The following is a 23572-nucleotide window of genomic DNA, read 5'->3' as shown; positions in this document are numbered from 1 at the left end:
GCGATCAGGCCTGACGTTCCGGCGTCGACACCACGAGCCCGTCGAGCTCGTCGGAGACCTTGATCTGGCACGACAGGCGCGAGTTCGGGCGCACGTCGAAGCCGAAGTCGAGCATGTCCTCTTCCATCGGCGTCGGGCTGCCGACCTTCTCGCGCCACGCTTCGTCGACATAGACATGGCAGGTCGCGCAGGCGCAGGCGCCGCCGCACTCGGCCTCGATGCCGGGAATGCTGTTGCGGATAGCGGCTTCCATCACGGTCGCGCCGTTCTCGACGTCCACCGTGCGGGTTTCGCCCTTGTGATCGACAAAGTGAATTTTGGCCATGTGTTCTCGTGCTGCCGCGATCTGGGGAAAAAGGAGGGTCCGGGTTGTCCTATAACGGGTCGCTCCGGGCCGCGCTAGTGCGCAGACCACGGCCCTTTGGAGACCCCGGCTTTAGTGCTTGAGGATCGTCGCAATGGCCGCGCGAACCTCGGCGACCGCCTCTTTCAGCGCGGCAAGGGCATGTGGCTGGTTGCGGCCGATCCGGACCGCCGTTTCGAGGCTGGCGGCGGCATCGGCGACCGCGAACGCGCCGATCCCGCGCGCCGAGCCTTTCAGCTTGTGCGCGAGCGCGCCGGTCTCCGCCGGCAGCGCGGCCATTGCCGCGATCAGGCGGACCGCCTGCTCGGCGAACATCGCCAGCACTTCCTGCTCAAGCTCGGCGTCGCCCAGCGTCATGCGCGAAAGGTGGTCGAGGTCAAGCGGGCTGTCGATGGGTGCAAGCGGGGGCGAGGGCATCCAGTCCATCCGTTGCAGTTCAGGCGTCATGGCGCAGGCCCCGGCATCGCGCGATGGTCCGCCGGTCCGGCGGTTCCTCGCAACCGAAGCACGGAAATGGTTAACGAAGTGTTTAGGCCGTTTTACGCAAATCCGCCCGTTTCTGGACGAAAAGTTGCCGCAATCCACCGAGTCCGGTGGAGAATTTCATTTAGGCCTAAGGTGTTACGGGCCATTCCTGTTAACGATGATTAAGAATGTCTTAATCGCGGGCATTTCATTCGCGACGCTCTGCCAATAGGATGTTGCGGAAATTGGCGGACAAGCCGTCCGGGTGGGGATGGCTCGGAGATCCGCGCAAGCGGCATGATCCGGTCTGTGAACTTGCGCAGCGCGCAGGGCTCGCGGGGGGACGCGTAAAAGTAACGAGGGCTCGGACTGAACATGGCCAATACTCCCAAAAAGGTCAAAGACCCCACAGAAGTTGCGCTTTCTGCGATCCAGGAAGCCCTCAACATCAGCGATACGGCTGCCGATACCAGCCGCAGCGCATCGATGCGCAACGAAACGGCACCGCCGGTCGCACCGCCCGCGCCGCCCGTGTTCGACGAGCCGGCCTTCGAGCCGCGGCCTGCCGCCAACGAGCGCGCCGTGATCGATTCCATCGAGGAACCGCGCGCCTCGCGCCGCGCCGCCAATGACGACCAAGAGACCATCGGCCAGTTGCTGCAGTCGCTGCAGACGGGCCGCCCTGCCCGCAACATCTACACCGGCGCGACCATCTTCACCGTCGTCTGGCTGGCGGCCTGCGCCGCGCTGACGGTCGGCTTCCTGCCCTCGATCCGGGCCGCCATGGGCGAGAGCGGCGGCGTGCTGGCGATCGCCGGCCTCGCCACGATGTTCTTCGCGCCGATCATGCTGTTCTATTTCCTCGCGAGCCTGGTCTGGCGCGGCCAGCAGATGAGCCAGGTCGCGCAGGCGATGGCGCAAGTTGCGATCCGCTTCTCCGAGCCGGAAGGCTCGGCGTCGGATTCCATGGTCACCGTCGGCCAGGCCATCCGCCGCGAGGTCGCGGCGATGGGCGACGGCATCGAGCGCGCCATCGCACGCGCCGGCGAGCTCGAGACGCTGGTCGCCAACGAAGTTGCCGCACTCGAGCGCGCCTATTCCGACAACGAAGTCCGTATCCGCGCCCTGCTGCAGGATATCGCGCATCAGCGCGACAACCTGGTCGGCCAGGCCGAGCAGGTCCGCAGCGCCATTTCGGGCGTGCAGATCGACCTCCGCCACGACATCGCGCTGATCTCGGACGCGATCGCCTCGCGCGTCGACGAGGTCGCGAAATCCATCACCGGCGCGCTGGAAGAGCGCGGCGCCCACATCACCGGCGCGCTGAGCCATGCCGGCGACAACATGATCCTGGCGCTCGGCGAGCGCGGTGGCGACCTGCTCGACCGGCTCGAGGAGGCCAGCGCCGAGACCACGCGCGCGGTGCTCGACGCCAGCGAGCGGCTGACCACCAGCCTCAACTTCAAGACCGGTCACGTCCACGACGAATTCGTCGACCTCGCCGACCGCGTCCACGAGATGCTGAACGAGCGCATCGACCGCATCACCGGCGAGTTCGAGCAGCGTTCCGCCGCCATCGTCGACGGCATCTCGGAGCGTACCGAGCAGGTCCACGACAGCTTGAAGAACTCGTCGGACTCGCTGCTGCTCGAGCTCGAGCTGCGCTCCAACGACATCTCCGCCAAGATCGACGACGCCGGCAACCGCCTCGCCGGCCAGATCATGACCTCCGGCGACAAGGCGAGCGAGGCGCTCGACGCCACCGTCAACACCCTCGTCGCCAAGGTCGTCAGCCAGACCGAGACCGCGCACGACTCGCTGTCGCTGCAGATGAGCGCGTTCGACGAACTGGTGAAGAACCAGGGCACCGAGCTGGTCGAGAAGTTCGCCCGCGATTCCGGCACGCTGGGCGCCCTGATCACGCGCCACATCTCCGAGTTCGATCGCACCGTGAAGACCTTCGGCGGCGAGATCGTCGAGCGCATGGGCCAGCGCACGCAAGACATCCATGAGTCGCTGAAGACCTATGTCGAGAATTTCGACACCCGCTTCACCTCCAACGGCGGCGAGATCACGGCCATTCTCGACCAGCGCCTGGTGCAGTTCGAGACCACGATCGGCGAACGCGTGTCCAACTTCGACGCCTCGCTGAACGGCAAGATCGCCAGCCTCGACGGCACGATCGAAGGCCACATCAAGACCTTCGACGAGCAGCTCGGCGGCCGCGTCGGCGCGCTCGAGCAGTCGTTCGACGCCCGTGCCAAGTCCGTCACCGAGACCATCGACGGACGTCTCAACACGCTGTCGACGACGCTGACCGACGGTGCGACGCAGGCGATCCAGTCGATCGACGCGCGATTGACCAACCTCACGACGACGCTCACCGGCGGCGCGGCACAGGCGCTCGAATCCATCGACTCGCGCCTGACCAACCTTACGACGACGCTGACCGACGGGGCTTCGCAGTCGATCCAGGCGATCGATACGCGGCTGACGCACCTCACGACGACGTTCAACAGCGGCGCATCGCAGGCGCTGGAGTCCGTCGACAGCCGCCTCACCTACCTGACGAGCGCGCTGACCAACGGCGCTTCGCAGGCGGTGCAGTCGATCGACACCCGCCTCACTTTGCTGACCTCGACGCTGACGGACGGCACCGCGCAGGCGATCGACGCGGTCGACCGCCGCATCACCAGCGTTGCCGAACTCATCGACGGCCGCAGCATGCACCTGACCGACACGGTCACGGCACGCTTCCAGGACATCCAGCAGGCGATCGAAACCAAGGTCGGTTCGGTCGCGAGCGACATCGACGTCCGCGTCGCGCAGTTCGAGGACCTGCTCGGCTCGCGTGTCGAGGCCGTCGCCGGCCGCATCGAGAGCAGCGGCCGTCAGGCCAGCGAGGACATGATGTCCCGCGCCGAGATGATCTCGACCGCGATCCGCTCGCATGTCGAAGACGCCGAGCGCTCGCTCACCAACCTCGTGGTCAACACCAGCGAGACGATCCAGACCGGTGCGCGCACCGCGCAGCAGTCGCTGATGACGGTCTCCTCCGACGTCAACGCCCAGCTCAAGATGACCTCGGCTGAGGTCGAGCGCGCGCTGACTGCGGTCGGCACCGGTGCCGCGAACTCGATCCTCACCAGCGCCCGCGAAGCACAGTCGTCGCTGGTTGCGGCCTCAGGCGATGCCTCCAACCAGATCAAGGGCCTCGCAGCCGACGTCGAGCGCACGCTGTCCGCAGCCGGCTCGGCCACCGCGGCCTCGATCCTGGCCGGCGCCCGCGAGGTGCAGACCACGCTCGTCACGGCGTCCTCGGACGCGGCCAACCATGTCAAGACGCTCACCGCCGACGTACAGCGCTCGCTCTCGCTGGCCGGCACCTCGACGGCGGAATCGATCACCGCCGGCGCCCGTGATGCGCAGAGCACGCTGATCGCGGCCTCGACCGAGACCGCCAACCAGATCAAGGCCCTGTCCTCCGACGTGCAGCGTTCGCTCTCGATGGCGGGTACATCGACGGCCGAGAGCATCATGAGTGGTGCGCGCGAGGCCCAGAGCACGCTCGTCGCCGGATCTGCGGATGCGGCAAACCAGGTCAAAGCTCTTACGGCCGACGTGCAGCGGTCGCTCTCCATGGCTGGCACCTCGACTGCAGAGAGCATTTTGGCCGGCGCGCGCGAGGCCCAGAGCACCCTGGTCAACGCGTCGTCGGAGGCGGCAAGCCAGGTCAAGTCGCTCGCGGCCGAAGTGCATCGTTCGCTGTCGCAGGTCGGCCAGAGCACCGCCGAAACGATCACGGCCAGCGCCCGCGACGCCCAGAGCACTCTGCTCTCGGTCTCGGCGGAACAGACCGGCCAGGTCCGCTCGCTCGCTGCCGAGATGCAGCGCGCGCTGGCGACCGCCGGCGGCGCCACCATCGAGGCGCTCACCAGCGGCGTGCGCGAAGCCCAGGGCACGCTGATCTCCGCCTCGACCGACGCGGCGAGCCAAATCAAGTCGCTGACGACGGATATCGAACGCACGCTGACCGCGGTCGGCGCCGACACCGCCTCGACCATCCTCAACAGCGCCCGTGAGGCCCAGACCTCGCTGACCTCGACCTCGGCGGATGCCGCAAGCCAGATCCGCACGATCTCGACCGAGATCGAGCGCGCGCTGAGCACGGCCACGTCGAACGCGACCAACGACATCCAGACCAGCGCGCTCAACGCCCAGAACGCGCTGATCTCCGCCTCCAACGAGGCGAGCTCGCGGGTCAAGTCGAGCTCGGCCGACGTCGAGCGTTCGGTGCTCGCCGCCAGCTCGAGCTTCGGCCAGGCGATGACCGGCAAGACCGACGAGATCGTCACCTATGTGCAGCAGCAGGCCGACCGCCTCTCCAACATGATCGACGCCAAGCGCGGCTCGCTCGTGGACGCGATCGGCTCGAAGACCAGCCAGCTCACGCTCGACATCGACCGCGTCACCTCGGACGCGCTAAAGTCGATCGAGACGCGCGGCCAGGCCTTCTCACAGACCATGATGGGCAACGGCAACGAAGTCGCCCGCACCATCAACGCGGCGAGCGAGATCGCGACCAGCGCGGTCGGCAAGTCGCTCAAGGACCTCGAATCGGCCTCGCGCGCGGCGATCGACCAGTCGCGCCAGGTCTCGATCGCGGCCGTCACCGAGATGCAGGAGACCAGCAAGATCCTGCGCACCGACACGGTCGCCCTGTTCGAGCGTCTGCGCGAAGGCAACATCCTCCTCCAGGAGGTGCTGACCGGTGCGCACGACAACCTCAACTCGCTGGAGCGGGCGCTGGTGACGCGTGTCGCCGACTTCGTCTCGGCGATGAACGACGTCACCTCGCGCAACGGCGCGGCGACGCAGAACCTGGAAGACCAGCTCAACGTCTTCAACACGAAGACCACGCGGGCGCTCCAGGACCTCGGCGAGCTGTCGACCCAGTTCGACGCGCATGGCAAGGCGCTGGTCGATGCCGCGCAGGTCGTCGAGCAGAGCAACAAGAACACCACCGCCTCGCTTGCCGAACGCAAGGCGGCGCTAGAATCGCTCGTCACCACCATCGACTTGCGCACCGCCGATCTCGACCAGCGCCTGTCGCGCTTCACCGGGCTGCTCGATGAGTCGCTCGCTGCGGCCGAAGAGCGTGCCCGCGACATCGCCCGCGTGGTCGCCGAGACCGCCGGTGCAGGCTCAGCCGCGATCACCCGCCAGTTCGAGGCTGTGCGGTCGGCGTCCGAAGAGGAACACCGCCAGACCATCGAGGCCATGCACGACATCTACCGCCAGACCACCGACGAGGCGGATGCGATGTTCAAGCAGTCGGCCGAGAAGTTCGGCAACCTCGTCGCCAGCATGAAGCAGATGGCCTTCGAGATGCACAACGAGCTCGAAGCTACCCGCAACGAGCTGCGCCGCGGCGTGCTCGAGATGCCGCAGGAGGCCGCCGAGAGCACCGCGCAGATGCGCAAGGTGATCGTCGACCAAATCGAGGCGCTCGCCGAGCTCAACCGCATCGTGGCCCAGCACGGCCGCGGCCTCGACGTCACCACCGCGGGCCGCGCCTCCGTCGCTGTCCAGCGCCAGGAAGAGCCGGTGATGGCGTCTGTGGGCGGCCGTGGCACCGAGACCCGCATGCGCGACACCGGCAGCGCCTCGACGCTGCCGCCGCCGGACCTCGGCATGCCCGCCTCCTCGCGCCGTACCGAGGCCCCGCCGGTCGCTCCTGGTGGCAACGACCAGGGCCGCGACGGCTGGCTGTCGGATCTGCTCAACCGCACGGACGCCAACCAGGCGGCTCCGACCGGACGTGAGGCCCCGCGTGGCCGCCAGGCTGCACCCGTTCCGCAGCCGCAGGCCCCGCAAGCCAGCAGCAATCCGCTGGAATCGCTGTCGCTCGATATCGGCCGACTGATGGACCGCAACCTCGCCGCCGAGATGTGGGACCGCTACCAGCGCGGCGAGAACAAGGCCTTCACCAAGCGCCTGTACACCCCCGCCGGCCAGAAAGCCTTCGACGAGGTCGCCCGCAAATATCGCGCCGACCGCAACTTCAAGGGCACGGTCGACCGCTACATCAGCGAGTTTGAACGCCTGCTCGACGAAGTCGCCCGCGAGGGCCGCGGCCCGCAGGAGCTGCGCAGCCACCTGACCTCGGAGACGGGTCTGGTCTACACGCTGCTGGCACATGCGGCGGGCCGGCTGGGATAAGCGGCAAGGCCAGCGATGACGAATAAGAACGGAGGCCTCTCGGCCTCCGTTTTGCTTTTGACCTTGCGAGATCAGCTCCCGCCGGGCTGCCCGAACGACAGCCGCTCGGCGAGGACCGCGGCCTGGGTCCGCGAGCCGACACCGAGCTTGCGCAGGATCGTGGAGACGTGTCCCTTCACGGTCTGCTCGGCGATGTCGAGCTCGCCCGCGATCTGCTTGTTGAGCTTGCCCTCGACGATCATCGCCAGAATGCGCAGCTGCTGCGCCGACAGCGAGGCCATGCGCGCGGCAAGCTCGACATCGGCGCTCTGGATCGAACCGCGGCCGCCGACATTGGGCGGCATCCAGATTTCACCGGCCAGTATCTTCGTGATCGCGTCCGCCATCTCGGGCAGACCAAGCGATTTCGGGATGTAGCCGGACGCGCCATAGGCGATGGCGCGCCGGATCGTGGCCGCGTCCTGCCGCGCCGAGATGATCGCAACCGGCACCGTCGGGAATTGCGCCGACAGGATGAACAGCGCGGCAAATCCCTGGATCCCCGGCATCGTCAGGTCCCATAGGATGAGGTCGATCTCGTCCGACTGCGCCGAGAGCACGCTGATCGCCTCGTCGAGGGACTGGCAGGCGATGATGTCGAGGTCGGGCAGCACGGTCGACAGCGCGCTGCGGAGCGCAGCCTGCACCAGCGGATGATCATCGCCGATAAGGATGCGCATGGTCACGCTGATGAGGCTCCCTGTTTGGTCCCGAACTGCCGGCTCAAGGCTTCGCCGCCAAGGAAGCGACGCAGCGCCGCCGGCTTGACCGGCTTGGAAAGCACCTCGCAGCCACGTGCCTTCGCCGCCGTGCGGACAGCCTCGCTGCGATCTGCTGTGACGACCAGCGCGCAGGTGCCGCGGCCCGATGTCTGCCTGAGATCGTCGAGAAAGTCCAAGCCGGTGCGTTCCCCATCGAGATGATAATCGACCAGCACGACGTCGGGCGGGCTCGCTGCGGCCGCCGCCATTGCGCCGGCGGCATCGGTCGCGACCATGACGCGATGACCCCAGCCGCCGAGCACCGCCGTCAGCCCATCGAGGATAGTCGCATCATTGTCCAGGCACAGGATCGTCAGCGGCCGCTCTGTCACATCCGGCGCAGCGTCCGCCGATTTGCGCTGGAGCGACGTTCCCGGGCCGCGCGCAAGCGGCACCGTGACGGCAAAACATGAACCGTGACCGAGACGCGAACGGAGGTCGACGGGATGACTTAGCAGCCGGGAGACACGATCGACGATCGCAAGCCCCAGGCCCAGCCCCTTCTCCGATCCGGGTGCCAGGCGCTGGAACTCTTCGAAGATCCGTTTCTGGTCTGCGGCAGCGATGCCGACACCGGTGTCCCAGACCTCGATGCGCAGATCGCCGCCGCGTCGCCGGCAGCCGAGCAGGATGCGTCCTCTGGGCGTGTAGCGCAGCGCATTCGACAGCAGGTTCTGCAGGATCCGCCGCAGCAAGTGCGGATCGCTGCGCACAGCGAGCTGGCAATCGACGACGCGGAGGACGAGCCCTCGCTCGCGCGCCATCGCGGAGAATTCCACGTTCAGTTGCACGAGCAGATCGGCGATCGGAAAGTCTGATGGCTCGGCACTGACAGCGCCGGCATCATAGGAGGAGATGTCGAGCAACCTGTCGAGGACATGCTCGGTCGAGCGCAGCGCCGTGATGGCACTACCGGCGAGAGTTCGTTCCTTCTCAGTGACACCAGCGTGCGAAGAAGCGTGCAGGCTTTCGTCGAGCGCCGACAGGAACAGACGTGCCGCGTTCAGCGGTTGCAGCAGATCATGGCTCGCCGCCGCCAGGAAGCGGGTCTTGCCGAGATTGGCCTGCTCGGCCTCCGCCTTGGCCTGCTCGAGCGCCTCGGTCCGCTCACGGACACGCAGCTCGAGATCCTCGTTGGCGTGCCGCAACGCCTCCGCAGCGCGGTGGCGCTCGGTCACGTCGGTGTAGGTCGAGACATAACCGCCCTCGGCGGCGCGATCGTAGACGATCTCAAGCACCGTGCCGTCCGGCCGCTTGCGCTCGTAGAGATAGGGCCAGCTTTGGCTCGCGACGTCGCGATTGACCAGGAGCGCCGCGAATTCGGACGCGGCGTATTCGCCGCGCTCGACATTGAAGGCAATGAGCTCGGAGAGCGGAAGGCCGACGCGCACGAAATCCGACGGCAGGTCGAGCAGCGCGATGAACCGCCCGTTCCAGGCCGTGATGTTGAAATCGGCATCGAACGCGCAGATGCCCTGCGGCACGCTCTCCAGCGTGCTTTGCAGCAGAGTGCGATTGAAGCGCAGGGCTTCCGAAGCCTCATCCAGCATCGCCATCGCCGCCCGCCGCGACAGCGAATGCCCTTCCAGCGAGGCCGCAATCACCACGCGTGCCGACGCAGCACCGATCGCGCCGGCGAGCAGGTTTTCGGTGAAGCGGATCGATTCGAGATCGACGAGGCCGGACGGATCGAGGCGCGGCCCAGTGCCCGACATGCGCGCGGCGAGATAGCCGTCAAAAGCCGCCTCGCCGCGCTCCGCACCGACAAAGCGCCGGGCGAGCGCACGAAGATCGTCAAGTCGGACCACCACGCGCGAGGACAGTTTTGGCACGGTGTCGCGGACGACACCGTCGGCAAATGCCGCGGCCTGGTTGCGCTCGACGGTGGTTTGCCGCCCCAGCAGCGAAAACGCGACGAAACCGATGAGGTTGGCGGCAAGGCTCCACAGCGTCGCATGCGAGATCGGATCGAGCCCCTCGAGGCCGAACAGCGCGTTCGGCTTGAGGAAGCCGAGCTGCCACGGGCCGTGGCGAACGATCTCCGCGAAGGCGGGCCACAGCGGCGCGGCCGAGGGAAGCAGCAGCGTATAAGCCCAGATCAGGAATCCGACGGCGATTCCGATCGAGGCACCGATCTTGTTGGCGCGCTGCCAGAACAGGCCACCGACGAACGCCGGACCGAATTGCGCGACCGCGACGAACGACAACAGACCGATCACGGTGAGCGGATAGGCCTGGTTGACCAGGCGGTGCATGAGATAGGCCAGCAGCAGGATGCCGAGGATCGAGAGCCTGCGCACTGTCATCAGCACCGAGGCGACCTGCCGGCTTTGCGCGCGCAGGCCAAAGAAGCGCGAGCGCAGCAACAGCGGCATGATGACGTCGTTGCAGAGCATGGTGCTCAGCGCGACGGAGGTCATGATCACCATGCCGGTGGCGGCCGATAGCCCACCCAGGAAGGCGATCAGGCTGATGGTGCCCGCATCCGCCGCGATCGGCAGCGAGATGACGTAGGTGTCGGGGTCCATCATCGCACCGAACCTCGCAAGGCCGGCGGCGGCGATCGGCAGGATCAGCAGGCTGAACAGCACAAGATAGGCTGGATAAAGCCACGCTGCGGTGCGCGTATGACCAGGACTCTCGTTCTCGACGACGGCGACGTGGAACGCCTGCGGCAGGCACAGGAAGGCAATCGCCGAGATGACGATCGTCGAGGGCCAGACCGGCTGGGCGGGATCGAAGGCGAGGATTCCAGCCAGTTGCGGATCCGAAGTGAACTGCGACAGCAGCGCGGCCGGTCCGCCCGAGAGCCCAAACAGCACGAACAGCGCGACCACAAGGAATGCGACCAGCTTGACCACGCTCTCGAACGCAATCGCCAGCATCAAGCCACGATGATGCTCGCTGGCATGGACGTGGCGAACGCCGAACACGATCGCAAACAGCGCCATCGACGCGGCGACGCCAAAGGCCGAGTCCTGCCAGAACCGCAGCGCCTCGCCGCCGGCGCGCTCAGGCTGCAGGATCAGATAGTCAAAGCTTTTGCCAACGGCTTTGAGCTGAAGCGCGATATAGGGAAGCACGCCGAGCAGCGAAGCGAGGGTCACGAAGGCGGCAAGCGCCTGGCTCTTGCCGTAGCGCGCGGCGATGAAGTCGGCGATCGAGGTGACATTCTGCGCTTTCGCAATCGCGATCACCTTGGCGAGCAGCTTCCGGCCGAACAGCAGCACCAGCGTCGGACCGATATAGATCGTGGCAAAGTCCAGTCCGCTGATGGCGGCGCGGCCGACCGATCCGTAGAAGCTCCAGGAGGTGTTGTAGACCGCAAGTGTCAGGCAATAGCTGACCGCGGCCGCCCAGGATTTTGGCGAGACCAGCGGTCCGTCCACGCTCCGCCGATCGCCCCACCAGGCAATCAGGAACAGCGTGGTCACATAACCGGCTGCGACCGCGAGAACGAACCACGCCTGCAAGATATCCTCACTCAAGACCGATCCGCCCGCTTATCGAGGGGGCGGAACGCGGGCGGATATTAGAGCGTTTTCCAGCGAAGTGGACACCGGTTCGCGGCAAGAAAACGCGTCAAAAACAAGAATCCAGAGCTCTCCGTTCCGATACGATCGGAACGGAGAGCTCTAAAGCGTTTTCAATCGCGTGGAAGGCACTTTTGGATCGGCGGCCGGGTGTCCGGCCGCCGATCCAGGGTTGACGTCAGGCCGCCTCGCGCGACAGGCGGGCCTGCGGCAGGCCCTTGAGCACGACGTTTACCACGACCGCGACGGCGATGTTGAGCGCAAGCGCCAGCACGCCGGTGTAGATCGCGACCTTGCCGGCGCCGAAGTCGATGCCGTGCAGCGGCTTCAAGCCGTCCGACCAGGCCAGCCACGATCCGCCCGCAAGGCCAACGGCCCAGCCGGCCAGCAACGCCGTGCTCGAGAACCGGTTCAGATACAGACCGAACACCAGCGCCGGCAGCGTTTGCAGGATCCAGAGGCCGCCAAGCAGTTGCAGGTCGAGCGCAAACTGCGTCGGCATCAGGAGGATGGCGAGCAGTGCGCCGACCTTCACCAGCATGGAGGTGATCTTGGCAACCTTGGCCTCACCGGCCGGCGTCACCTTCGGATCGACCCACACCTTCCAGAAGTTGCGGGTGAACAGGTTGGCAGCGCCGATGCTCATGACGGCTGCCGGCACCAAGGCACCGATCGCGATCGCGGCGAAGGCAAAACCCGCGAACCAGCTCGGGAAGAGCGTCTTGAACAGCTCCGGCACGACGTCATTGTTGCTCGCGAGCTTCAGCCCCGCCGCGTGGCCCATGTAGCCGAGCAGCGCCAGCAGGCCAAGCAGCAGCGTGTAGGCCGGCAGCAGCATCGCATTCTTGCGAATGGTGTTGCCGCCTGACGACGCGAAGATGCCGGTCAGCGTGTGCGGATACATGAAGGCGGCGAGCGCCGAGCCCAGTGCCAGCGAGGCGTAAGGCACGATCTGCGCCGGCGACAGCAGGATACCGCCCGAGCCCTTCGCCGCAAACGCTGCATCCGCCCCGTTGAAGATCGCGCCATAACCGCCGAGCTTGGACGGCACGATCGCGATCGCGGCGATCACCACGATGTAGATCATGATGTCCTTGACGAAGGCGATCAGCGCAGGCGCGCGCAGGCCCGACGAATAGGTGTAGAGCGCCAGCACCAGGAAGGCCAGAACGAGCGGCACCTCGCCGCTCAGCCCGAGCGCCTTGATCGCAACTTCCATGCCGATCAGCTGGAGCGCGATGTAGGGCATCGTCGCCAGCACGCCGGTTGCGGCGACCGCAAGTTCGAGCCCGCGCGAGCCGTAGGCACCGCGCACAACGTCGCCGGCGGTGACATAGCCGCGCTCCTTGGCGACCTTCCACAACACCGGCATCACCGCGAACACGAAGGGATAGACGATGATGGTGTAGGGCAGCGCGAAGAATCCGTAGGCGCCGACCGCGTAAACCAGGGCAGGCACCGCGATCACGGTATAGGCGGTGTAGAAATCGCCGCCGACCAGGAACCAGGTGATCCAGGTCCCGAACTTGCGGCCACCGAGGCCCCACTCGTCGAGATGGGCGAGCGTCTCCGGCTTGCGCCAGCGCGCGGCGACGAAGCCCATGCCGGTGACGAGGATGAACAAAGCGAGGAATACGGCGAAGGCCGCGCTATCGACATTAGCCAGCACGACGCACGCTCCTGTAGACGATGTAGGTGAGCAGCGAGGTCAGCGGCACCCAGGCGAGCTGATACCAATAGAAAAACGGGAAGCCGAACAGAAGGGGCTCCCGGATATTGTAGAACGGCACGATCATCAGGCCGATGAACGGCAACAATAGCAGCAGACGTATCACGCTCTGTCCTCCCCTGTGAGTGAAGTCGACGCGCTTTTCGTGAAGCGCGCCTTAAGCGCGATATAGCTGAGATCACCCGCCAGCCCCTCCCCCTACCTTGGCGCGGCCAGCCCCCCATACTTTCGTATGGGCGCCAACGCTGGATCAGTTTGCATTCCGACCTATTTCAGGATATATATCCAGAAATAGAACTTGGAGGACGGCCCTTGGCCGACACAGCCCAAAAAAGAGCACTTCAAAACTACCGAGCCCGCCTGACCAAGCGTGGCATGGGACGATTCGAGGTGCTCGGGCTCGATACCGATCGCGAATTGATCCGGTCCCTTGCCAAGCAACTCGCCGAAGATGGCGCCGACGCCGAACGACTACGCGCCACACTGCATCAAACGATGGCAACGGAACTTCCCAGGAAGGGCGGCATCCTTGCCGCGCTGCGACGCTCGCCGCTTGTCGGGACCGATCTCGAGGTCAAGCGCACGCGCGTAACGGGTCGCAAGGTCGACCTGTGACACGCTACGTCCTCGACACCAACATCATCAGCAACGTCACGACACCGCGCCCGTCGCCAACGCTGCTGGCGTGGCTGGCCGCACAGAACGATGATGATCTGTTCGTCTCCGCTTTAACGATCGGAGAAATCCGGCAAGGTATCCTGGAAAAACCAGCGGGGAAAAAACGGAGCGCATTAGAGGCCTGGTTTGCAGGTCCTGAAGGGCCGCCATCGCTTTTCGCGGGGCGCGTGCTGGCTTTCGACGAGCAAGCAAGCCTAGTCTGGGCGCGCCTCATGGCGCGTGGCACCACCACCGGCAGGCCCCGCAGCGCTCTCGATATGATCATCGCCGCCGTGGCCGAGGCCAATGACTGCATTGTTGCGACCGACAACGAGAAAGATTTCGCGGGACTGAAATTCGTGAACCCGCTGCGAGAGCGCAAGGCCGACTAGTCGGGCATTTGACCTACGGTGTCTGATTTATCTTGAACGAAAGGGATCTGATAGGAACCGGCTAATGGTGTTCATTCTCTCGGACGACGGGCGCGACGATGAATATCCTGAAGCAGAACGTGCGTTCGAGCGGTACCAGACCTATCTCGCCGAAAACCAAGCGGCGTTCCCGCCTCGCGCCTATGAGCTCGCAACTTCGGACTGGTTCTACCATACGAGGGATCACCGCTGTCCGCATGATGCCTGGCTGGAGTCGCTGCAAGTATTGGAGAGGCCGGGCTCCCAGCCTCGTCAACGATCCTGTTCGATCGCGCTTCGCTTGCTCGGCGCCTACAAGGATGGACACATCGAGATTAGGTATCCGACCGTGTATGCTTACTCACTCCGTGAGCTTCGCCCGATGCGCCGTCGCACGGTGATTGGCGCTACGACGAATTTCGCATCTCCGATCGCGGTCACTTGATCCACGAGATTGAGTGGGCCTATCGCGCCCAATGCAAAGCATTCGTATGGGTGATCGAAGCCGATGATATCGACTTCCGATGGATACCGATGCAGGGAACTGACGGAAGCTAGAACGCTCGACGCCTACTGCCGCTTGCGCTCGTTCGCCGGTGCCGGCTTCGGAGCCTCGGCCGGAGGCGGTGCGGCTGCCGGCGCACTGCTGTTGCTGGCGCCGAACAGCACGCGGGTCGGGTTGCGGTCGAAATTGTTCACGGCGCGGCTGATGTCGCCGAGGGTGCGGCGGCCATCGGTCATCAGCGCGCCGGAGCGCTTGTCGAAATCCTCGGCGAGCTCGCGGATCGATTTCACCGTCAGGAACAGCTCGCCGCCGTCCTTGCCGCCGGCGAGCGTGTTGAGGCCGAGCATGAGGTTGTCGGCCTTGACGATCACGCCGTCGACCTTGGCCATCACGCCATCGATCTTCTCGGAATTGCGCGCGAGCGAATTGGTGAACGTCTCGAGATTCTTCAGCGAGTTCTTCACCGACTCCTGATTGTCGGCGACGATCTTGTTGATGTTCTGCAGCGTGCCGCGGATCGCCTCGGTGACGTCCTGGAGCTTGTTCGGATCCGCCGTCAGCGTCGGGATGCCGTCCTCGTCGAGCGGCGGCGGAGGCGCGGCCTCCTCACCGCCCTTGAGCGAGATTGCGGCGACACCGGTCAGGCCCTGGAATTCGAGGCCTACCAGGGTGTCCTTGCGCAGCGGCGTGTTGTTCTCGATCATGGCGAGTGCGACAACCCGCCGCGGATTGTCGAGCTTCACCGAGACCACCTCGCCGACCCGGATACCGTTGAAATTGACGCTGCCGCCGTTGCGCAGGCCCGCCGCAGGGCCCTCGAACACGACGCGGAAGGGGCTGCGCTGCTTGGTGGTGTGCAGCGACTGGAACCAGAGCACGAAGCCGATCGCAGCTGCGATCACCGCCAGCGTGAAGGATCCGATCAATACGTAATTTGCCCGCGTTTCCATCAGGTGCTCCGGCTACTCAACTCATCACTGCGCGGGCGCGCTTGCCATGGAAATACTGCCTCAGCCAGGGATGCTGCGAGGCCTGCATGTCGGCAATCGACCCTGCCGCAATGATCTTACCGTTCCCTAAAACGGCGATGCGGTCGCAAGCTGTGTAAAGGCTGTCGAGGTCGTGGGTTACCATGAAAACGGTCAGCCCCAAAGTCCGCTGCAGCGTCCTGACCAGCTCGTCGAAGTCGCCGGCGCCGATCGGATCGAGCCCGGAGGTCGGCTCGTCGAGAAACACGAGATCGGGATCGAGCGACAGTGCGCGGGCAAGCGCGACACGCTTGATCATGCCGCCGGAGAGTTCCGAGGGGAAACGCTCGGCCACTTCAGGCTTGAGGCCGACCATGGCGAGCTTGGCCATGGTGATCTCGTCCATCAGCCGCTGCGAGACGCGCAAGTACTCGCGCATCGGAAACTGGATGTTCTGCCGCACGGTAAGCGATGAGAACAGCGCACCCTGCTGGAACAGCACGCCCCAGCGCCGTTCGACATTGCGGCGCTGCGACGTGTTGGAGGAATCCAGGTCGACGCCGAAGACCTCAATGCTGCCCGCGACCTTCGGCACGAGACCGATGATCGTGCGCGTCAGCACTGACTTGCCCGCGCCTGAGGGACCGACAAATCCAAGAATCTCGCCGCGCTTGACGTCGAGGTTGAGGCCATCGAGCACGCGCGTGCTGCCGAACTGCACGGTGATGTCGCGGACGCGGATGATGGGGCTTTGGATCGCGTTTTGAGTGTCTTGCGCCATCGTCACATCCCGATCGAGGCGAAGAAGATGGCGAACACGCCGTCCATCACGATGACGAAGAAGATGCCCTTCACCACCGAAGCGGTGGTGTGCTGTCCGAGCGATTCCGCGCTGCCCTGCACGGCAAGTCCCTCGACGCAGGCGACGATGCCGATCACCGCCGCCATCACGGGCGCCTTGACGATGCCGACGATGAAATGGTCGATCGAGATGGCATCGCGCAGACGCAGCAGAAACGCTTCGGGATCGACGCCGCCATAGAGCCAGGCGACGAGGCCGCCGCCATAGAGCGCGGCCATGGCCCCAAGAAACGCCAGGATCGGCAGCGCCAGCACCAAGGCCAGCATGCGCGGCAATATCAGCACCTCGATCGGGTCGAAGCCCATGGTGCGCAGCGCGTCGATCTCTTCGCGCATCTTCATCGAGCCGAGCTCGGCGGTGTAGGCGCTGCCCGAGCGGCCGGCGACCATGATCGCGACCAGCAGCACGCCGATCTCGCGGAGCACCAGGACGCCGAGCATGTCGACGACGAAGATATCGGCGCCGAAGCGGCGGAAATGGAAGATGCCCTGCTGGGCGATGATGCAGCCGATCAGAAAGGTGATCAGCACGATGATCGGCACCGCGCGCCAGCAGACCTGCTCCATGTGATGCACGGTCGAGGTCAGGCGGAACGAGCGCGGATGGATCAGCACATGCGCGCCCGCCGCGAGCACCGCGCCTAACATGTCGATCAGGCCGGCAAAGGTGCCGCCGACGCCGGCCACGGCGCGACCGATCTGCTCCAGCATGCCGGTGATGGTGATCGCTGAGGTCTCGACCACGGGGGTCGCCCTGACGCGGCGCACCTCATCGACGAGGCTCGAATAGTTTGCGGACAGCCCGGCGATCTGCGCTTCGACCTCACCTTTCGTCAGGCTGCGGCGCAGCCGCTCGATCAGCCAGGCCCCAAAGGTGTCGAGCTTGGCGACCTCGGAGACGTCGATGAAGATGTTTTGGGGGCTGCCGGCGAGCTTCTCGGCGTCGGCCACCATCCGCTCCAGGGCCGGCGCGAAGCTCGCGGTCCAGGTTCCGGTGGCGCAGAGGGCCAGCGCATTGCCTTTGGCAATCCGTTCCAGTTTCGGATCGCCGCTCAAGGTGCCCGCTCCCATGCCAGGGCGGGGGAAATCAGATCGTTGCGCACGCGCCCTTACCCAGAAAAGGTATCCCCAACTGGTTAATATTAGTTGCTAGAGGTAACCAGCAGGTTCAGATTTCGCCAGAGTTCAAAATGACTTCCAGCAAAGTTCCTGCCCTTGCCGGGCGAATCGAGCGGTTTCCGATCGCCGGCAGTTTCACCATCAGCCGGGGCGCCAAGAAGGAAGCGGCGACCGTTGTGGCCGAACTGAGCCAGAACGGCCTGACCGGCCGCGGCGAATGCGTCCCCTATCCCCGCTATGGCGAGACCCCCGAGGCGGCCGTTGTAGCCATCGAGGCCATGCAGGCCGCCGTGGCGGGCGGGCTGACGCGGCAGGCCCTCCAGGCCGCCATGCCGCCGGGCGCTGCCCGCAATGCGCTGGATTGCGCCCTGATCGACTTAGAGGCTAAGGCGGCCGGCCAGCGGGCCTGGAACCTGCTGGGCCGCCCGGAGCCGGGGATGCGCACCACCGCCTACACGATCTCGCTCGGCACGCCGGAGGCCATGGCGGCGGCGACCGCCAAGGCGGCGCACCGGCCGCTGCTGAAGATCAAGCTCGGCGGCGATGGCGACGCGATGCGGATCGCGGCGGTGCGCAAGGCCGCCCCCGAATCCGAGCTGATCGTCGATGCCAATGAATCCTGGAGCGAGGCCAATCTGGAAGCCAACCTCGCCGCCTGCGCCGCCGTCGGCGTCACCCTGGTGGAGCAGCCGCTGCCGGCGGGCAAGGACGAGGCGCTGGCGCGGGTCAAGCGGCCGCTGATGGTCTGCGCCGACGAGAGCGTGCATGACCGCCACTCGCTGGCGCCACTCCGCGCGCGCTACGACGCCGTCAACATCAAGCTCGACAAGACCGGCGGCCTCACCGAAGCGCTCGCCATGGCCGATGCGGCGCAGGCGCTCGGCTTCGAGATCATGATCGGCTGCATGGTCGCGACATCGCTGTCGATGGCGCCTGCCATGCTGGTGACGCCGCAGGCGCGCTTCGTCGATCTCGACGGTCCCTTGCTGCTGGCGCGCGACCGCGATCATGGGCTTCGTTACGACGGCAGCCTGGTCTATCCGCCCGACGTCGCGCTGTGGGGCTGATCCTTGAGCCGATGGCGCGCCGACCAGATCAGAACGGCACCGGCCGCGGCCATCGCGGCCATGACGTAGTACAGCCCCTCGCCGTAACGTGCGTAGATCGCGCCCGAGATGATCGACGTCGCCGAGCTCAACAGCCCGCCGATCGCCGCATAATATCCCTGTCCCCGCGCCATTTGACGGGGAGGCACGTGATGCACCAGGAGAGTCATCACGCCGACCTGGGTCAGGCCGAAGCTCAGGCCATGTCCGAGCTGCGCGATCGCGAGCAGGCCGATCGGCGGCTCATGCGCGGTGATCGACCAGCGCAATACGGCACTCAAGCCCCCGATCACCACCAGCAGCGAGGGATGCAGCGAAAAGCGCGGCGACACCGCGAAGACGACGATCTCGGCACAGACGCCAAGCGTCCACAGCCCCGCGATGGTCAATCCGCCAAGACCGTGGCTCTGCCAGTTGATCGAGGCGAAGGTGTAATAGGCGACGTGGCTGGACTGGATGAACGCGGACGAGACAATGATGGCGAGGAAGCCAACATCGCGCAGCAGAGGCTTGCCGGCCTCCGCCACCCCAGACGTTCGCGGCACATCCGCCAGCGGCCGCAGCGAAAGCCCTGTCAGGGCCGAGATCGTCGCCATCGCGACGATGATCCAGATGAGCTGGCGCGCTGCGATCACGTCGATCAACAGCCCGCAAGCGAGCGCACCGAGGATGAACGCGACCGATCCCCAGAGCCGCACCGGCCCGTAATCGAATTTGTAGCGGGCGACGCCGCGCAACGCATAGGCATCGGTGAGCGGCGTCAGCGGAGTCCAGCAGCAACAGGTCACGATGTAGAGCACGAGCAGCGGCGAAGGCTGCCGCTGGGTGCCGACCAGCACAAAGCAGAGCGCGGTGGCCGACGCCGTCAGGAGCATCGCGCCGCGCAATGCGCGGCGCCGTTCGGCGAGGCTGGTCACGAAAGGCAGCGTCGTGAAGCGCGTGACGGCGGGCACGGCGCTGATGATTCCGATCCAGCCCGGCTCGATGCCGATGGCTTTCAGCCACACCGTGAAGAACGGCAGATGGGTGCCCAGGACACCGTACGACGTGCCGTAGAACAGCGCGAGACTGACGGCGAATCGCCGCTTGATCGCTGCTGGCGTGGGGATTTGTGATTCGGGAGGCATCAAACCAATTGCGATTCGGTCGATATCGTGGTGATCGTTACAGTAACGCGCGGTGATTTGCGCGACGAGATTGTCATGGCCAACGAAGCATTCGCCCTCTCGCCCATGTCTGCCCGCGCGGCCGAGCCGAACGAGCAGGATTACGACGCGATCCGCGAAGCCTTCATGGAGACCGCGCGCGGCCGCTGGTTCCTCGGCGAATACGCCAAGCGCAACCGCAATGCCGACACGCGCATGGTGCTCGACGCGGTCGCAAAAATCGAAGAAACCCTTGCAGCACAGCGACAACCCGTCGTCGAGGATCGCCTGCCCGAAGCGCTGGTCGCGATCCGCCGCGCGGTCGAGGACGCAGAAAGCGCAGCCGGGAAGGCGTTCGATCCCGCCGCGATCGAGAACAGCCTCGCGCCGATCCCGCGCGGCGTGCGCATCATCAAGGAGATCTCGTGGCGCTGGCGCGAGATCGGCGCCGACGGGCGAATCTGCGACCTGATTGATTCGCAGCTCGCCTCGATCGAAGCGGCCTGCGCCCAGGTGTCGGCCATCGATCCGCGCGGCGACCTCAAGGCCGCGTTCGATCTGCTCAAGGACCGGGTCGAGCAGACCGACATGGACGGCATCGCGGCGCGGCAAGGCTCGGTACAGCGGGCTCCGGCGCCCGCACCGCAAGCGCCGCCAGTGGCGGAAGCGCCAATGGCCGAAGCGCCCACCGCGATGGCGAGCGAAGCACCCGTGGCTTTTGCGGAGACGCAGCAGATCGCTCCCGAGCCCGAGGCATCCGCCGACATCAGCGGCATCACCGAGGACGCGACGATGGACGTCGCGATCGCGCTCGAGATCGTCGAGAGCCACACCGCCGTCGAAGAGACTTTTACGGCCGTCGAGGACAGCCTCGCCGATCCCACAGACGTCGCCGAGATCACCGACGAATTCTCGCTCGATGCCGCCGCGGAAGCCGAGGACGACGCCATCCTCGACGCCATCGCGCTGGCGATGGCCGCGCCCGATCCGGAGTTCGACGCGATCGTCGAGCCCGCCGAGATGGCAGCAGCCGTGACGGAGTCGCTGCCGGAACCGATGGTCGCAGAGATCGCGGAACCGGTCGCCGAGCAGGCATGGATCGCGCCCCATGTCGAGGAGCCTGAGGTCGAGGAGCCTGAGGTCGAGGAGCCCGTCGTCGAGGAGTCTATCGTCGAAGCCCCGATCGCGATGGAATCGCTGGCGCGCCTCACCGATGCCATTGCGGAAGCCGCAGCCGAAGTGATGGAGCAGCCGGCCCCCGCCATGGCCGCCGCGATGTCATTCGACGCAGCCCCCAGCGCGGGGCTGCCGATGCCCTCCCCCCTGCCCGAGCCCTCGCTCGGCGCCACCATCCTCGCCAGCGGCATCGTGCAAAAGCCCCGCCCCGCCGCCAACGACGCACTCGCGCCAATCCGCCGCATGAGCCAGGCCGAGAAGATCGCGTTCTTCTCGTAAGAGCGCGCTCGTGTCCCCTAGGGAACACACGCTCACCCTCTGGCGCCCTGTCGGCCCGAAAGAGCTCGAGCTGATCCAGCAATCCGGCATGCGCGCGTTTCCGCCACGCCTGCGGGACCAGCCGATCTTCTATCCGGTGCTGACTGAGGACTATGCGATCAAGATCGCGCGCGACTGGAACGTTCCGGCGAGCGGCGTGGGCTACGTGACGCGCTTCGCGGTCAAGCGCAGTTTCATTGCGAAGTACAACGTGCAGGAGGCTGGCGGCCGCTCGCACCTGGAGTATTGGATTCCGGCCGAGGACCTCGATGCCTTCAATGCCGCGATCGTCGGGCAAATTGAGGTCGTCCGCAGCTTCCCCTAGTGCACCGACGCCTTGCGTGACCTAGATCACGCCCCGTCCAGGGTGATCGCGATCACGGACCGCGGCTTCGAACGCGACCTAGCTTCCTCGCAACCAATCTCGCATCGAGATGAGTGCCAAAGGAGCACGCCATGTTCCGCCTGAAATCCGCCTTGATGACTGCCGGCCTGCTGGGAAGCCTGTTCGGCTTCGCCTGCGGCCCTGTTTCCGCGCAAGTTGCCCCCGTCGTGCCTGCCCCGACTGCGCTGCAAGGCCCGGAGCAGCGGGTGGCGCTGGTGATCGGCAATTCGAACTACCGGAACGCGCCGCAGCTCGCCAATCCCGACAATGACGCCCAGTCGATGGCGCAGTTCCTCAACTCGGCCGGCTTCGAGGTGATCTCGGCCACCGACCTCGGCCAGAACGACATGCTGCGCGTGGTGCAGGATTTCTCAGCAAAAGTGTCCGCGCGCGGTCCGAACACCGTGGCGATGGTCTATTACGCCGGTCACGGCGTGCAGCTTGCCGGTGAGAACTATCTCGTTCCCGTCGACGCGAAAGTCTCGAACCAGACCGAGCTCGTCAACGACTCCGTCCGTCTAGTCGACGTGATGTCGACGCTCGAGACGATCCCGAGCCGGATGCGCATCGTCGTCCTCGACGCCTGCCGCAACAATCCGTTCCCCAACGTGAACGACGCCGGCCGCGGCCTGGCCATCGTCGATGCGCCGAACGGCTCGATCGTCGGCTATTCGACCGCGCCGGGCGCCGAAGCGCTCGACGGCAACAACGGCCACAGCCCCTATACGCAGGCCTTCCTGAACGTAGCGCGCGAGCCCAACGTGCCGATCGAGCAGCTGTTCAAGCGCGTGCGGCTCGCGGTGAACCAGACCACCAGCGGCGCGCAAGTCCCCTGGGAGAGCTCCTCGCTCACCTCCGACTTCACCTTCTTCGGCGACACCGCCGTGGCCGCCAACCGCGCGCCGGTGCATGCGCCGGTGGTGCAGATGGCCTCCAACCTGCCGAGCCGCTCGGCGCGCCAGGCCTATGATTACGTGCTGTCGGAGGGCAGGCCGGAGTACTATCAGGAGTTCGTCGCGATGTATCCGCACGACCCGCTGTGCGATCACATCCGCTGGCTGCTGGCGAACCTGCTGATCTCGCAGGCCTGGCACGAAGCGGTGCTCTTGAACTCGCCGATCGGCTACCAGGCCTTCTATAGCAAATACGGCAACAGCCCCTATGCGCAAGCCGCGCTGAAGCTCGAGACGCAGCCGAAGATCATCCCGCTGATGCAGGCAACCAAGTTCCTGGCGCCGCAGAACGTCGCCCCGACCTTGAAGATGGGCAATCTCGGCCAGCCCAAATACATGCCGCTGATGCAGCAGGGCAATGGTTTGCCGATGAACGCCAACCTGCCGGTCGTGCAGAAGCCCGTCGATGGCACCGTCAACAAGATCATCACCCTGCCCGCGCCGACCAACACCACCACGAACAATAACGGCATCGGCAAGATCGTGACGCTGCCGGTGACCAACACCACGCCGAACACGGGCAACAACAATGCTGGCCCGGCGGGCAAGATCGTGAGCATGCCGGTGACTACAGGCAAGACCGGTTCGACCGTCGACGTCAAGACCACCGACGTGAAGACCACGAATGTTCAGCCCCAGAACCAGCCGATCCGCGTCAACAGCGGCGTCGTGAAGCTCAACAACAACCCGGTGAACAAGGCGCAAGTCCAGAACAATCGGCCGCAGTTCAATGCGATGGGGAACGGTGGCGGCAACAACAACTTCCGCCAGTCGATGAACCAGTCGCCCGCGATGAACGGCGGCAACAACCACCGCAGCTTCATGCATTGATCGCGGCAGGCAACGAACGACAAAG

The 23572-nt window shown here is 65.6% G+C and carries 18 protein-coding genes; 8 read left to right on the top strand and 10 right to left on the bottom strand.

Features of this window, described 5'->3' with window-relative positions; translation table 11 throughout:
* Positions 1-4 precede the first annotated feature (4 nt).
* The gene (locus XI06_RS03240) at positions 5-325 is read right to left on the bottom strand and encodes a 2Fe-2S iron-sulfur cluster-binding protein (protein WP_237864982.1); all 321 of its coding nucleotides are present in this window, start codon (positions 323-325) and stop codon (positions 5-7) included.
* Between the two features lie 111 nt (positions 326-436).
* Positions 437-811 (bottom strand): Hpt domain-containing protein, encoded by a 375-nt coding sequence (locus XI06_RS03235; protein ID WP_237864983.1) that lies wholly within the window; start codon positions 809-811, stop codon positions 437-439.
* A gap of 393 nt (positions 812-1204) precedes the next feature.
* On the opposite strand from XI06_RS03235, the gene XI06_RS03230 reads away from it, so the two are divergent.
* Positions 1205-7051 (top strand): negative regulator of septation ring formation, encoded by a 5847-nt coding sequence (locus tag XI06_RS03230; RefSeq protein ID WP_237873201.1) that lies wholly within the window; start codon positions 1205-1207, stop codon positions 7049-7051.
* A 71-nt stretch (positions 7052-7122) separates the two neighbouring features.
* Here the strand turns inward: XI06_RS03230 and XI06_RS03225 are convergent, their stop codons facing one another.
* The 4 genes from XI06_RS03225 to XI06_RS03210 form a co-directional block, all read right to left on the bottom strand.
* On the bottom strand, positions 7123-7776 hold the full coding sequence (locus XI06_RS03225) for a response regulator (RefSeq protein WP_237873202.1): 654 nt from the start codon (positions 7774-7776) through the stop codon (positions 7123-7125).
* Complete coding sequence (locus tag XI06_RS03220; RefSeq protein ID WP_442869405.1) at positions 7773-11339, bottom strand: hybrid sensor histidine kinase/response regulator; 3567 nt, start codon at positions 11337-11339, stop codon at positions 7773-7775. Before XI06_RS03220 ends, XI06_RS03225 begins: the two co-directional genes overlap by 4 nt.
* A 223-nt stretch (positions 11340-11562) precedes the next feature.
* A complete protein-coding gene (gene mctP, locus XI06_RS03215; RefSeq protein WP_237864986.1) occupies positions 11563-13053 on the bottom strand; it encodes a monocarboxylate uptake permease MctP in 1491 nt (496 codons plus the stop codon).
* Positions 13043-13219, bottom strand: a complete 177-nt coding sequence (locus XI06_RS03210) for a DUF3311 domain-containing protein (RefSeq protein WP_237864987.1) — start codon at positions 13217-13219, stop codon at positions 13043-13045. The genes mctP and XI06_RS03210 overlap by 11 nt, the downstream gene beginning before the upstream one ends.
* A 269-nt stretch (positions 13220-13488) precedes the next feature.
* On the opposite strand from XI06_RS03210, the gene XI06_RS03205 reads away from it, so the two are divergent.
* The 3 genes from XI06_RS03205 to XI06_RS03195 all read left to right on the top strand — a co-directional run bounded on the left by XI06_RS03205 (position 13489) and on the right by XI06_RS03195 (position 14625).
* Positions 13489-13728: a hypothetical protein gene (locus tag XI06_RS03205; RefSeq protein WP_237891364.1), complete on the top strand. Its 240-nt coding sequence runs from the start codon at positions 13489-13491 to the stop codon at positions 13726-13728.
* On the top strand, positions 13725-14162 hold the full coding sequence (locus XI06_RS03200) for a type II toxin-antitoxin system VapC family toxin (protein ID WP_237891305.1): 438 nt from the start codon (positions 13725-13727) through the stop codon (positions 14160-14162). The genes XI06_RS03205 and XI06_RS03200 overlap by 4 nt, the downstream gene beginning before the upstream one ends.
* Before the next feature lie 64 nt (positions 14163-14226).
* The gene (locus XI06_RS03195; RefSeq protein ID WP_237891306.1) at positions 14227-14625 is read left to right on the top strand and encodes a hypothetical protein; all 399 of its coding nucleotides are present in this window, start codon (positions 14227-14229) and stop codon (positions 14623-14625) included.
* Between the two features lie 125 nt (positions 14626-14750).
* On the opposite strand, the gene XI06_RS03190 is transcribed toward XI06_RS03195, so the two are convergent.
* From XI06_RS03190 to XI06_RS03180, 3 genes are read right to left on the bottom strand one after another with little or no spacing between them, the layout of a single operon-like run.
* Positions 14751-15635: an MlaD family protein gene (locus XI06_RS03190; RefSeq protein ID WP_237864991.1), complete on the bottom strand. Its 885-nt coding sequence runs from the start codon at positions 15633-15635 to the stop codon at positions 14751-14753.
* A 16-nt stretch (positions 15636-15651) separates the two neighbouring features.
* A complete protein-coding gene (locus XI06_RS03185; RefSeq protein ID WP_237864992.1) occupies positions 15652-16434 on the bottom strand; it encodes an ABC transporter ATP-binding protein in 783 nt (260 codons plus the stop codon).
* A gap of 2 nt (positions 16435-16436) precedes the next feature.
* On the bottom strand, positions 16437-17570 hold the full coding sequence (locus XI06_RS03180) for an MlaE family ABC transporter permease (RefSeq protein ID WP_237864993.1): 1134 nt from the start codon (positions 17568-17570) through the stop codon (positions 16437-16439).
* Positions 17571-17704: 134 nt separating this feature from the next.
* Between XI06_RS03180 and dgcA the strand changes: the two genes are divergently transcribed.
* On the top strand, positions 17705-18700 hold the full coding sequence (gene dgcA / locus XI06_RS03175) for an N-acetyl-D-Glu racemase DgcA (protein ID WP_271604679.1): 996 nt from the start codon (positions 17705-17707) through the stop codon (positions 18698-18700).
* Here dgcA and XI06_RS03170 read toward each other — a convergent pair.
* The gene (locus tag XI06_RS03170; RefSeq protein ID WP_237864995.1) at positions 18670-19866 is read right to left on the bottom strand and encodes an MFS transporter; all 1197 of its coding nucleotides are present in this window, start codon (positions 19864-19866) and stop codon (positions 18670-18672) included. The genes dgcA and XI06_RS03170 overlap by 31 nt on opposite strands.
* Positions 19867-19941: 75 nt before the next feature.
* On the opposite strand from XI06_RS03170, the gene XI06_RS03165 reads away from it, so the two are divergent.
* The 3 genes from XI06_RS03165 (at position 19942) to XI06_RS03155 (ending at position 23547) form a co-directional block, all read left to right on the top strand.
* The gene (locus tag XI06_RS03165; protein ID WP_271604678.1) at positions 19942-21339 is read left to right on the top strand and encodes a hypothetical protein; all 1398 of its coding nucleotides are present in this window, start codon (positions 19942-19944) and stop codon (positions 21337-21339) included.
* 70 nt (positions 21340-21409) lie between these two features.
* A complete protein-coding gene (locus XI06_RS03160) occupies positions 21410-21703 on the top strand; it encodes a hypothetical protein (protein ID WP_442869408.1) in 294 nt (97 codons plus the stop codon).
* Between the two features lie 131 nt (positions 21704-21834).
* The gene (locus XI06_RS03155; protein WP_237873210.1) at positions 21835-23547 is read left to right on the top strand and encodes a caspase family protein; all 1713 of its coding nucleotides are present in this window, start codon (positions 21835-21837) and stop codon (positions 23545-23547) included.
* Positions 23548-23572 lie beyond the last annotated feature (25 nt).

Source organism: Bradyrhizobium sp. CCBAU 11434 (assembly GCF_028128895.1).
GTDB classification, from domain to species: Bacteria; Pseudomonadota; Alphaproteobacteria; order Rhizobiales; family Xanthobacteraceae; genus Bradyrhizobium; species Bradyrhizobium zhengyangense.
The sequence above is the reverse complement of the archived record's forward strand: the minus strand, read 5'-3'. Positions and strand labels throughout refer to the sequence as shown.